Origin of the sequence: Entomomonas asaccharolytica (genome assembly GCF_016653615.1) — a bacterium.
Lineage (GTDB): Bacteria > Pseudomonadota > Gammaproteobacteria > Pseudomonadales > Pseudomonadaceae > Entomomonas > Entomomonas asaccharolytica.
In genome coordinates, this window is sequence record NZ_CP067393.1 from 2,309,904 (window position 1) to 2,322,513 (window position 12,610).

Annotated in this window: 10 protein-coding genes; 9 read left to right on the plus strand and 1 reads right to left on the minus strand. The window is 38.1% G+C overall.

The window, feature by feature from the left end; genetic code table 11:
- Window position 1: 1 nt before the first annotated feature.
- On the minus strand, window positions 2–2,119 hold the full coding sequence (gene recQ, locus JHT90_RS10695) for a DNA helicase RecQ (protein WP_201090776.1): 2,118 nt from the start codon (window positions 2,117–2,119) through the stop codon (window positions 2–4).
- A 141-nt stretch (window positions 2,120–2,260) separates the two neighbouring features.
- Here recQ and JHT90_RS10700 point away from each other — a divergent pair, with 141 nt between their 5' ends.
- The 9 genes from JHT90_RS10700 to JHT90_RS10740 all read left to right on the plus strand — a co-directional run bounded on the left by JHT90_RS10700 (window position 2,261) and on the right by JHT90_RS10740 (window position 12,573).
- A complete protein-coding gene (locus JHT90_RS10700; RefSeq protein ID WP_201090777.1) occupies window positions 2,261–2,845 on the plus strand; it encodes a UPF0149 family protein in 585 nt (194 codons plus the stop codon).
- 146 nt (window positions 2,846–2,991) lie between these two features.
- Window positions 2,992–3,951 carry an AAA family ATPase gene (locus JHT90_RS10705; RefSeq protein ID WP_201090778.1) on the plus strand — a complete coding sequence of 320 codons (960 nt, stop codon included), beginning with the start codon at window positions 2,992–2,994 and terminating at the stop codon, window positions 3,949–3,951.
- A gap of 3 nt (window positions 3,952–3,954) precedes the next feature.
- On the plus strand, window positions 3,955–4,914 hold the full coding sequence (locus JHT90_RS10710; protein WP_201090779.1) for a DUF58 domain-containing protein: 960 nt from the start codon (window positions 3,955–3,957) through the stop codon (window positions 4,912–4,914).
- 13 nt (window positions 4,915–4,927) lie between these two features.
- Window positions 4,928–5,425 (plus strand): DUF4381 domain-containing protein, encoded by a 498-nt coding sequence (locus JHT90_RS10715; protein ID WP_201090781.1) that lies wholly within the window; start codon window positions 4,928–4,930, stop codon window positions 5,423–5,425.
- A complete protein-coding gene (locus JHT90_RS10720; protein ID WP_201090783.1) occupies window positions 5,418–6,413 on the plus strand; it encodes a VWA domain-containing protein in 996 nt (331 codons plus the stop codon). The genes JHT90_RS10715 and JHT90_RS10720 overlap by 8 nt, the downstream gene beginning before the upstream one ends.
- Window positions 6,410–8,260, plus strand: coding sequence for a vWA domain-containing protein (locus JHT90_RS10725; protein ID WP_201090785.1), 1,851 nt, complete (start codon window positions 6,410–6,412; stop codon window positions 8,258–8,260). The genes JHT90_RS10720 and JHT90_RS10725 overlap by 4 nt, the downstream gene beginning before the upstream one ends.
- A gap of 2 nt (window positions 8,261–8,262) precedes the next feature.
- The gene (locus JHT90_RS10730) at window positions 8,263–9,876 is read left to right on the plus strand and encodes a BatD family protein (protein ID WP_201090787.1); all 1,614 of its coding nucleotides are present in this window, start codon (window positions 8,263–8,265) and stop codon (window positions 9,874–9,876) included.
- A gap of 255 nt (window positions 9,877–10,131) precedes the next feature.
- Window positions 10,132–10,869: a spermidine synthase gene (locus JHT90_RS10735; protein WP_201095843.1), complete on the plus strand. Its 738-nt coding sequence runs from the start codon at window positions 10,132–10,134 to the stop codon at window positions 10,867–10,869.
- A gap of 90 nt (window positions 10,870–10,959) precedes the next feature.
- Window positions 10,960–12,573: a hypothetical protein gene (locus JHT90_RS10740; RefSeq protein ID WP_201090789.1), complete on the plus strand. Its 1,614-nt coding sequence runs from the start codon at window positions 10,960–10,962 to the stop codon at window positions 12,571–12,573.
- The last annotated feature ends 37 nt before the right edge of the window (window positions 12,574–12,610 follow it).

The window sequence follows — 12,610 nt, forward strand, 5'->3', positions numbered from 1 at the left end:
CCTATTGAAATATATCTGCTAAAGCAGAATGCACACAGTACAATACACCCTCATCAACCTGCCCACCTAACTGCTTGTACACTTTAGGAACAGAAGCTAATTTCCCCTCCTCCTCCAAAAAGCTTGTTTGGATTTTTTCTAACAAATCCTCCGGTAAATCTATTGCCTGCTCTAAAGAAAGTTGCTGTTGGCTAATTGCTTCGGCAAGGGTACGATAAACGGCTTTACTAGAACAACTGAGCTGTTGCGCAATTTGCTGTACCGTCATACCAGCCCTTGCTAACGCAATTATTTCATATTGAATATCTTGTGCTCTAGAATCAGTAACTGCTTGACCATTAATTACCTCTAAAAACACTGCCCCATAATTTTCAAGTTTATGAGTACCAATACCATTAATCATAGCCATATCACCTAAAGTACGCGGTTTCAGACGTAACATCTCAAGTAAGGTAGCATCATGGAAGATAACATAAGGGGGGACATTATGCTCTTCTGCCAGCTTTCTACGTAAAGTTCGTAGTGCTTCCCATAGCTCTTTTTCACCCTCTTGAATGTGGTGAATAACGGTTCTAGGTTTATCAGATTTAGTTTGTGTTTGATCTACTCTAAGTTGTAATTTTTCTTCACGACGTAATACGGTTCGACACTGTTCAGTCAAACGTAATCCTGAGAAACCATCTAAATCAATTTCCACTAAGCCACGAACAATTAATTGTCGAAATAATGTACGCCAAGTTTTTTCTGAATATTGCTTGCCTATCGCAAACACCGTTAAATGCTGATGTCCTAATGCAGTCACCTTTTCCGTGTTATGCCCTAGTAACACATCCACTAAATGACCGACACCATAACGTTGCCCTGTACGGTATACGGTAGACAACGCTTTCCTTGCTGCCTCAGTTGCATCCCATGTTTCAACATTATCGCGACAATTATCACAATAACCACATGGCTCAGGTAATTGCTCATCAAAATAGGCTAACAGTGATTGCCGACGACAACGAATTTCCTCACATAATGCCAACATGGTTTGCAATTTATGTAATTCAACCCGCTTGTGTTGTTCACTGGCATCTGACTGGGCGAGCAATTGCTGATTAAATAATACATCCTGTAAGCCATAAACCATCCAAGCCTCAGCAGGCAGTCCATCACGCCCTGCTCGACCCGTTTCTTGGTAATAAGCCTCTAAACTTTTTGGCAAATCTAAATGAGCCACAAAACGCACATTGGGTTTATCAATACCCATACCAAAGGCAATGGTTGCCACCATAATGATGCCTTCTTCCTTGATAAAGCGACTTTGGTTAGTACTCCTTAACTCCGAAGAAAGTCCTGCATGATAAGGTAAAGCATTATAGCCTTGGCTTTGTAAAAACTCTGCCGTATCTTCCACACGCTTACGGGACATACAATAGATAATCCCTGCTTCATCCCGCTTATCCGCTAAAAAATTAAGTAACTGCTTACGCGGTTGCTCTTTAGGTTGAATACGATAAAAAATATTAGGGCGATTAAAACTAGCAATAAATATCTTGGCATTTTTTAAATGGAGACGCTCTACAATTTCTTGCTGAGTTCGTGTATCAGCAGTGGCTGTTAGAGCTATTCTAGGTACATTAGGAAATAACTCAGCTAACTGACCTAACTGTAAATACTCAGGTCTAAAATCATGCCCCCATTGGGAGACACAATGAGCCTCGTCAATAGCAAACAATGCTAAAGGCAACTGCTGCAAGAAATTAATCATTCTTTCTTGCACTAACCGTTCAGGAGCTACATATAAAAACTTAATTTCGCCTGCTAGTAATTGTCTAGCAATAGTGCGTTGCTCTTCGGCTGATAAAGAAGAGTTTAATGCGGCAGCTTTCACCCCCAACTCATTCAGTGTGTCTACCTGATCTTGCATTAATGCAATTAAAGGTGATACCACAACAGCTACCCCTTCACGTAGCAGTGCTGGTATTTGAAAACAAATTGATTTGCCACCGCCTGTAGGCATTAATACGAGCGCATCCTTACCTTCAGCTATATGTTTAATAATAGCCGCTTGCTCGCCTCGAAATGAGTCGTAACCAAAGGTATTTTTAAGTATGGATAATGCCCGTTTATACATAAATGCTCCACTATAACAACGGGATTATACAAATACCTCACAAAATAGGCTATAAATAACGCTTATTTGAATAAAACACATGAAATTATTATGATTTTGCTCTACTATGTGTGTATAAGTTCATTAACAAGGTAAATCTATATGTCATTTACAATGAATCCTCATAATTCATTACAAGCTTTTCTCGATCAGGATATTCATGAAGAAATGATGACTTATATCCAAGCACATGGATATATTACTGCTCTATGCATTTGCCCAGAAGCAATTGCACAACAAGAGTGGTTAGATATATTATTTGGTGAAAATCCGCAGTTTGAATCGGCTGAACAACGCCAAGAAATTGAGCAAACATTAGTTAGCTTAAAAACTCAAATTCTACGTATTCTTTCCTCGGAAGAAGATCTTGTTTTACCTTGTGAGCTAGATCCTGGTGAAGATTTAGAAGACTCTGAAATTCATGGTTGGTGCATGGGCTTTATGGAAGGCGTATTCCTGCGCGAAGAAGTATGGTTTGCGAATAATGAAGAAGAAGTTAGTGAACTATTACTGCCTATTATGGTGGGTTCTAAACTATTTGAAGAACAACCTGAATTTGCTGAAGTAATGAAAGATACTGATTTAGTAGCGGATATGTTGGAACGTATTCCTGAGCTACTCACTACCCTTTATCTACTCTGTAATGCACCCGAAGAAAAACCTGCATTATTAAAGAATAATCATTAATTTAGCAATAGATGGTTACCTCCTTGTAACCATCTCATTAATAATTTGTTGCAACCAAATAAAGGAAGTACTGTCACTTAATCCATTATTATTGATAAACTTATCAATTAATCATTGTGTTCAAGCATTAATTAAGGAAGCCATTCATGCAACATCGTGCTGAAATACTGGCACTTCGTCAGTTTTTATCAAGCCAAATCCTCGGACAAGAAAAACTAATTGACCGTTTATTGATTGCCTTATTAGCCGATGGTCATATTCTAGTAGAAGGTGCGCCTGGCTTAGCGAAAACTAAAGCCATTAAAGAACTTTCTGAAGGTATGGAAGCTAGTTTCCAGCGTATTCAATTTACACCTGATTTACTGCCTGCGGATATTACTGGCAGTGAAATCTATCGTGCTGAAACAGCTAATTTTGAATTTCAACGTGGCCCTATTTTTCATAACCTTATACTTGCTGATGAAATTAACCGTGCGCCAGCAAAGGTACAATCTGCTTTATTGGAAGCCATGGCAGAAAGACAAGTTTCGGTAGGAAATAATACCTATCCCTTATCTCCATTATTTTTAGTGATGGCAACGCAAAATCCTATTGAGCAAGAAGGAACCTATCCTTTACCAGAGGCACAGTTAGATCGTTTCTTAATGCATGTAAAAATTGGTTATCCTGAATCCAGTGTTGAACGACAAATTTTACATTTAACTCGTAATGAAGCATTGCATGGCGAAGCCAAAGCAGAACATAAAGTAAGCCAACAGGCCATTTTTAGCGCCCGTGATGAAATTATGCAACTGTATATGGCAGACGCTGTAGAAGAATATTTAGTACAACTGATTATGGCTACTCGCCAGCCTGAAAACTATGATGCACAATTAGCAGATTGGATTAGCTATGGTGCTAGCCCAAGGGCAACTATTGCTTTAGACCGCTGTGCGCGTGCCCATGCATGGTTAAATGAACGTGACTTTGTTAGCCCAGAAGATATTCAAGCGGTACTTTTTGATATTTTACGTCATCGTCTCATTCTTTCATTTGAAGCAGAAGCGGAAGGCATTACGCCTGATCAAGTTATTCAACGTGTTCTTGAAGATGTTGCTGTTGCATAATTTATGGCCATACTCGACTCACTGACTAATACACCTAACGTAGAGCAAGGTGTTCACACGAGTTTAGAAGAACTGCTAAACATGCGTTACCATTTAAAAGGATTAAGTCTATTTTCAGCCAATAATAGACGTAGCCCTTTGGTAGGGTCACATCACTCCAAGCTGCGGGGTCGTGGAATCGACTTTGATCAAGTCCGTATTTATCTACCAGGTGATGATATTAGAAGTATTGATTGGCGCGTTACCGCACGTAGCCAACAAGCACACACCAAAATCTTTCATGAAGAAAAAGAGCGCCCTGTTTTTCTACTCGTAGAACAAACCAAACACCTTTTTCTAGGTACAGGTCATAGCCTAAAATCTGTTATTACCGCACAACTAGCTAGTTTACTAGGTTGGGCTGCGCTAGATAACAACGATCGTATTGGTGGTCTTGTGTTTAACGAATCTGAACAACGACTTGTGCGCCCACGCCTTAGCAAACACAGCTTATTACAGTTTATTGGCTATTTACAAAAAATGAATGCCCAGCTGCAACTGACTACTAACGCTAATAACGACAATCAAAACAATACATTACTGCACGCATTAAAACAGTCAAAAGAAGCACTTAGACCGGGTAGTTTACTGTTTATCATTGTAGACGAGCGTAGCCTTACTGAGGATTGCCTACGTATATTACAATCCCTCGCCATTCATCTGGATATTGTATTACTTCCTGTGTATGACCCCTTAGATCATGAACTACCAAGAGCAGGCCTATTACGCTTTGCCCAAAATGACCGAGAGTTAGTATTGGATACAAATAATAATAAACTCAGAGCAGCCTATGCACAGCAAGCTATACAACGGCAACAACGTTGGCAAGAACTCGCCAAAAAAATAATGGCCAAGCTACTGCCCATCAATACAGAACTAGATGTGGTAGAGCAAATCAAACCATTACTGATGATACAACGCTAAGGGTGGCATAACGATGGATCCACAAAAACTACCTTTAGAACCACTTATTGCACCATCTCCAGTAAGTTGGTGGCCTTTAGCCCCTATTTGGTGGATAGCTTTAGCTTTACTGATTATAGTGATTGTTGCTGTACTGATTTATCGCTTTAGAAAAATCCTCCACACCGCACAACCTCAACTACCTGTTATCGACTTCGATATACGTCGCCAAGCAGCCCTGAATGAATTATCTAAGCTGCCCAAACCGTACCAACAAGCAACAGGTATGTGGCTACAACAAATTAATGACTTACTTAAGCGTCTTTGCATAGTACGTTACCCTACTGAAAATGCAAAGGTACTGATTGGACAAGCATGGTTAAATTTTCTAGACAATAAATGTCCTGAAGCACAAATCAAACAGTTCCCCATGCTTGTGGAAGGTGAATATCATCCCAACTATTATATGGATGACAAAACCATTGATAATCTTTATTCAGCTGTAGAAAAGTGGATTACTCATCATGTTTGAGTTTGCTTGGCCATGGATATTTGTTATTTTGCTTCTGCCTTTATTAATAAGGTGGTTATTACCTGCGGCTAAACAAGATACAACTGCCCTCAATATTACGTTTATTGAAGAGTTAGAGCATATCTCAGGGCAAAAGGCCTATTCAACCAACCAATCATGGTACAAAATTATTCCATTAGCCATTATTTGGTGTTTACTTGTGTTTGCCGCAGCACGTCCACAATGGCTAGGAGATTTACTCCCTGTCCAGCCCACAGGCCGTGATCTTTTATTAGCTGTCGATACATCAGGTTCAATGGAACAAGACGATATGCCTTGGCAAGGCAAAGATGTAGATCGACTCACCCTTATTAAGAAACTGTTTGGCCCATTTATTGAAAAAAGAGTGGGTGATCGCGTTAGTTTAATTCTATTTGGCACTAATGCCTACCTACAATCACCCCTTACCTTTGATCGTAAAACTGTACGTACTTGGTTAGATGAATCAGTGATTGGCATTGCAGGCACTCAAACAGCCATTGGCGATGCTATCGCACTAGGCGTTAAACGGCTTTATAACCAAGAAGAAAAAGCGCGTATCTTAGTACTTATCACGGATGGCTCCAATAATGCAGGTAGTATGAACCCCGAACAAGCTACCAAGCTAGCGGTACAAGCTAAAGTAAAAATTTATACGGTAGGTATTGGTTCTGACAAAATGATTCGCTATGGATTCACACGTTATCATGCCTCCGCTGACTTAGACGAAGGGGTATTAAAAAATATAGCAGAACAAACAGGTGGTCTCTATTTTCGAGCGCGTTCAGAGGCTGATTTACAAGCTATTTCTCGAACGCTCAATAAATTAGAACCTGTTAATCAGCAATTAGATGAATCTCGTTATATACAAGAATATTATTATTGGCCACTCAGCCTAGCCATGTTACTTAGCCTACTATTAGTGATTAATAGACTATTTCCGAACCTAAAAAATTGGAGGCCAGTATGATTTCATTATGGCCACATTGGCAACGCCCACTGTTTATAATTTTATTGCCTGTATTAATTTATCTGTTATGGAAGTTATGGAATTTCCATGAAATTAAAGGATCATGGCAAAAACTAATACCCAGTTTATTCCAGCCTTGGTTACTCCGTGGTATTTCTGTTCAAGAATCTATCTTACCTAAGCTGCTTATTACTGTAGCCAGTTTATTTGCTTTAATAGCGCTAATGGGTCCTAGCTGGAAACATATTGAACAACCACCCTTAAAAATTGATGCGCCATTAATTATTGTAATGGACCTAACACAACGCATGTTATCCAGTGATATTCCACCCAATCGTTTACAAACAACTAAGCAAAAACTACTGGATATCATCAAAGCACGTAAAGACGCACAAACTGCCCTTGTTGTTTACGCAGGCACTGCTCATATTGTAGTTCCTTTATCAGATGATCAAGCGACTATGACCAATCTGATTAACTCTATTTCCCCTAATATTATGCCGCAACTAGGCGAAAGGGCCGATTTAGGTATTAGTAAAGCAATTCAGTTATTAAGTAATACTCAGCAGAATAACCAACTTAATCATGCAGAAATTTTACTTATTACCACAAGTTTGTCTGAGCAAGAACAGACAGCGATTAAACAATTACTCGCTAATAAGCCATTTACCCTTAATATTTTAGGGGTAGGTACTGCACAAGGTGCCCCTATTTTGGATAACAAAGGTAACTTTGTAAGAAACGCCTCAGGCAACATTATGTTATCTAAACTAGACAGTAACTCATTACAACGTTTTGCCTACAGCGAAGGTGGTTATTACAGTACCATTACTTTAAACGATACTGATATCAACACCTTAAACCTAGCAAACCTTAAAGGACAACAACGCAATACAGAGGGTACAGAGAACAAAACAACAGACCTTTGGCAAGACCAAGGTTACTGGTTTATATTACCTCTGTTATTACTAGCTGCTTTGGCAAGTCGCAAAGGATGGTTATTTTGTGTTCCTCTACTATTTGTACTACAGCCACAACCTACACAAGCATTTGAATGGCATAAGCTATGGCTTAATAAAGATCAGCAGGGCGCAAAATTATTAAAAGAAAATAAACCCAACGAAGCTGCCAAAAGATTTGAAAATAAGCAATGGCAAGGTTATTCAGCTTATCAAGCAAAAGACTACAAACTTGCTGAGCAAAAATACTCACAAGAAACAACCCCAGAAGGCCTATATAACTATGGCAATACCTTAGCTCGCCAAGGAAAATATCACGAAGCCATTGATGAATGGAACAAAGCTATTAAAGCTAAACCTAATTTTGAACAAGCTATTGTTAATAAAAAAATTGTTGAAGAATTGCTAAAAAAACAGCAGCAAGAACAACAAAGTGGTGATGACCAGCAACAAAATCAAGAGAACCAACAACAAGATGGTCAGCAACAAGATGGCAATAGCCAACAGCAAAATGACCAACAGCAGAGTCAGAACAATCAACAAAATAATGATCAATCAAAAAAGGGTAATAACAGCCAGAACAATCAACAACAAAGCCAAGATCAACAAGATAGTGATCAGCAAAATGCTGAGCAAAAAGATCAACAACAGCAACAAGACGCTCAACAGTCTGATCAAGAACAACAAGCGCAACAAAATAAGCAGCAGCAAAATAATGATCAGCAGGATGCGCAAGGGCAAACAATGTCTAATGCTGATAAAAATGCTAATCAGCAAGAACAAGACGAAGCCTTATTACAACAGATACGTACTATTCCAGATGATCCCTCTGAACTACTACGCAGAAAATTCTATTACGAACAACGCTATAATAAAGGTGGTTATTAATCATGATTAAGCGCCTAATTACAATATGGTTATTATTGTTATTTGTCAGTCCTTTTACATTAGCCGCTAATGTAAAAGCCTCAATTGATAAAACTGAAATTGTACTCAATGAAACGGTTAATTTAACGATAACCTCTGATGGATCAGATGCGCCTGATTTAGAGCCTCTTAAAAATTTATTTGATATCCTAGGTATTCAAGAAAATCGTGAAGTTATTTATGTAAATGGTAAAACCACATCGTTTCGACGCTGGACAATCACTTTAAAACCTATTACCCAAGCCAAGGGCATTGTTATTCCACCGATTAGCCTTGGCCAAGATAAAACTGATCCGATCACTATTAAGTTTATTGACCAACCTACCAATGTCGTTTCCGATGGTCATGATATTCTTAAAATCGAAACAACTCTCAATAAGGACGCTGCTTACGTTCAACAACAACTGATACTAACCTTGCGTATTTATGCCGCTGATGGTCAAGTGTATAGGCTAAACAACTTAATTCCACCTGCTTTAGATGTAAATATTAAACAACTAAATAATGCACAGCACGAACAGAAAATTAATGGCATCCTCTATTCTATTATCGAAAGAACCTATGCCATTTCCCCACAAAAAAGTGGCCCGCTAAAAATTCCTTCTTTTGCTTTAACCGCTTTAGTTAAAGAAGAGGGTCGTACGCAAAATAAAACCGTTACTTCCAATGAATTAACTATCAATATAAAGCCAAAGCCAGCGTCTTACCCTAAAAATGCCCCTTGGCTGCCAGCTAAAAATATTACTTTAACTGAACACTGGGATAAAATGCCTAACAATGTGCTACAAGGTGATACCTTAATACGCACATTAAGCCTCACTGCTGAGGGGCTAACAAGTGATCAACTGGGTGCATTACCTACCCCTTCTGTCGCAGGCTTAAGAAACTATCCTGAACAGCCAAAACTAGCAGATGATTGGCAACAAGATTTACCAATGGGTACTCGTGAAGAAAAAGACTTAATTATCCCTATTCAAACAGGCGAAGTTACGCTACCAGAAATCAAAGTTGCTTGGTGGAATACAGAAACCGATAAACTAGAATATGCCACCATTGCTGAACGCAAAATACAAGTAGCTACTAACCCTGCTTTTAATAGCTCAGGTACTATGGCTAATGATGATACTCAACCAGCCACGGTGGTAAAAAAAATAGCACCCCCTACACTATGGATATGGCAACTATTCACTGGCATTTTTGCTATAACAACCATCATCGGTTTTGCATTATGGCTTTATGCGCGTAAACAACCTGCTATCATTAAACTAGAACCACCAGTTATTAATCCTAAAACACTGCTAGATGATATAAAAAGAGCTTGCCAAGATCATGACCCACAAGCCACTCGTATTGCTTTAGATAACTGGGTTAAACAACAGCCTGAAAATTTAACTGAACTAGTGGCACGCGACGTACCTTTAGCAGAAGCTGTAGAAGACCTAAATAAAGCCCTTTATAGTGAAACTAGCTACACATGGCAAGGTGATAATCTGTGGCAAGCATTGCAAAATCTTCCTCCTAAAGAGGAAACAGCAACCGCAAACAATACTATTATCCCACCTTTATACCCTAAATAATCTTTCAGTTAAAATCCCAGCAATCGCTGGGATTATTAGTCTTAAATAGGTAATAAACAGTTAACATGCTACAATCTGGCAACAATACAAAAGCTATTGTTACCTATATATATTCACAACCAAAGCTAACTCTTTCAGCCTGCCCCTATGAAACCAGATAAACAGCTATTAGATAATCAACCAAAAACTTTTAGTTGGTATTTACTAACTCTTTATAGCAAAATAGCTAGTTTATTTTCTATTAAGAGTAAATCTATGCTAATTGCAGATCAACAAGATGAACACGGGGTCATCCGTATTTTTGAAATGGGTGATTATCGTTTTCTTGAGTTTGGTTTACAATTTGAGCAAAGTTGTGTATTTATGCCAGACGCTAGCTGGCTAGAATACGACTATACACGTGCTATGTTAATGGGTGCTTTAATCCATCCCCATCCCAAATCAGCATTATTTTTAGGTTTAGGTGCTGGCAGTCTTACCACCGCTTGTTTAAAACATCTACCTTTACAGCAAGCAACAGCCATTGAATTACGAGCTACCGTAGTTGAGCTTGCTAAACAATACCTCGCTCTCCCAGAAGATAATAGATTGACGATTGAAATTGGTGATGCTTTAAAGTTACTACCAGAACAAGCACCTGTAGATTTAATTTTTCTTGATCTTTATACCGACGATGGCCCATCTACAGGGCATTCAGCTTGGGATTTTCTTGGGCTTTGTCAACAAAAGCTTAACCCTGATGGCTGGTTGATTATCAACCAATGGGCGCTTAACAGTGGTTCACCAAAAGATGAAACTATTTTAAAAGCCCGTTTCAAAAAACATTACTGGGAGTGCTTAGTAGAATCTGGCAATGTGGTATTATTTGTTCCTCAAAATAAATTACAACTCATTGATTTAGCAACTCTTCAACAAAAAATTGACACCTTACAAGCAAACCTTGGTTATTCCCTACAACCACTGTTTGACAACATTAAGTTGACCAACCAGTAACTTTCTTTACTCATTACTTGGTGATTTTCTTTTCAAAAAGTTGGATAATAGAACAGCCCATTTTCATTCAGCTTGAGAGAAATAATTAATATGGATATAGTTCGCTTAACAATAGCTTCTTTTATAGCTGCCACCCTATTAGTAGGCTGTGGTGATAAATCATCAACAAAACAAACAACCTCTAAAACGGCTACTGAAAAAACTACTCCTATCGCAACCCTTCTTCCCTCTCCCAAACAAGGTGAGCAAAAAGAATATTGGGTGCAGAGTTATAGTATTGTGACTAAAGGTAAAACTGATTGGTCCAATAAAAACCGAGTAGGTACACAAATACTGGTTAATTATCAAGTTAAACAAGTTGATCAAGATACCATCAATCTTGATGTAATCAGCAACCATACAGAATTACAAGTAAGAGGACTTGCTGCTTATCCTCACCCCTTATTACAAAATATATTAGCAAATGGCATGCAATATCAGTTAAACACTAAAGCAGATAAACCAGTTACTATCTCTCAAAATGATACTGATACCGAACAACAAATTCAAAATTCTGTTGATTTAAAGAGTGAATACCATTACTTACAATTTGTAATGGCAGCCCCCTTTATACCAACCGCCATTCCATTAGAAAAAGCACAACAAGTTACAATTAATAACTTTATGGAGATGGATAAGGTAAATATAACAGTTGACGAGATTACAAAAGATGAAATAAGCCTTATCTTACAAGGCGATGATCAACTCAATCATCTTTATGGTAAAGCAGTTATAGATAAAGCTACTGGCTGGATAAAGAAAATGGCACTGGTTAAAGAAGCGCCTGTTACAGCTAGAACTGAGTATAAAATGCGTACCATATTACTGATGGGCCCAAAAGAATGGTCAAGTAATAACAAACGCCAACTTATTACAGAAATGCATATTGAAGAAAGCAAACAATATTTAAAGCCTTTCCCAATTTTTGGATTTGATAAAGAAAACTGGCAAAAAACACAACAGCAAGAACTAGCGGTAACATCTACAGAAGGTAAGCTATTTAACTTCAATGCGCCTGATGGTTCTACACAACTTATGTTAGTGTATAAAAATAACATCGGCAGCAGTGCTAACTCCATAGGTACTTACCAAGTTACAGACCTCACACTTGCCGATGAACAATCAAAAGACATACTTGCTACCGTTAATTTAGAGTTTAATATTCCACCTAAAACAAAAGAAATAAATGTTGCTACTTACAAACCTGTATTCCATAAACCAGACGTTGCTCCTATTAAATTAGATGCCATAAAAACAGCTTCAGCAAAGGTTAGCTTTACGCCCTATCAGTTAGAAACACTAGTATTACCTATTGATAAAGACATCCGTAATGTACGCAGTCAAGATAATGATTTTTCAGTAGATATTACACCAACTGGACAAGCTAATAGCTATATTTTACATTGGCAGGCTAAAGATAATATTATCTTTGGAGCAGGTCTAATTAATGGTGCTGAGAACTCACTAGTACAATATATTTTACCTGATACAGAAGCATGGCTTACACCCATTGAATCTCGTATTATCAATAGCTTAAGCAATGGCTATGAAAACAGAATTAAAATTGTTTTTACCAATGATATACCTGTTGGTTTAGAAATATATCTTTTAAAACAAGCAGATCAAGCAGCCTACACAAATGCTGTTACATTCAAAAGAAATTAATTAACAATAAAAAATCCCCTAACTGTAGGGGATTTTT

Bases quoted from the DNA above. Each gene is read 5' to 3' on its own strand.
- recQ (WP_201090776.1), bottom strand. From the start codon at position 2,119: ATGTATAAACGGGCATTATCCATACTTAAAAATACCTTTGGTTACGAC.
- JHT90_RS10700 (WP_201090777.1), top strand. From the start codon at position 2,261: ATGTCATTTACAATGAATCCTCATAATTCATTACAAGCTTTTCTCGAT.
- JHT90_RS10705 (WP_201090778.1), top strand. From the start codon at position 2,992: ATGCAACATCGTGCTGAAATACTGGCACTTCGTCAGTTTTTATCAAGC.
- JHT90_RS10710 (WP_201090779.1), top strand. From the start codon at position 3,955: ATGGCCATACTCGACTCACTGACTAATACACCTAACGTAGAGCAAGGT.
- JHT90_RS10715 (WP_201090781.1), top strand. From the start codon at position 4,928: ATGGATCCACAAAAACTACCTTTAGAACCACTTATTGCACCATCTCCA.
- JHT90_RS10720 (WP_201090783.1), top strand. From the start codon at position 5,418: ATGTTTGAGTTTGCTTGGCCATGGATATTTGTTATTTTGCTTCTGCCT.
- JHT90_RS10725 (WP_201090785.1), top strand. From the start codon at position 6,410: ATGATTTCATTATGGCCACATTGGCAACGCCCACTGTTTATAATTTTA.
- JHT90_RS10730 (WP_201090787.1), top strand. From the start codon at position 8,263: ATGATTAAGCGCCTAATTACAATATGGTTATTATTGTTATTTGTCAGT.
- JHT90_RS10735 (WP_201095843.1), top strand. From the start codon at position 10,132: ATGCTAATTGCAGATCAACAAGATGAACACGGGGTCATCCGTATTTTT.
- JHT90_RS10740 (WP_201090789.1), top strand. From the start codon at position 10,960: ATGGATATAGTTCGCTTAACAATAGCTTCTTTTATAGCTGCCACCCTA.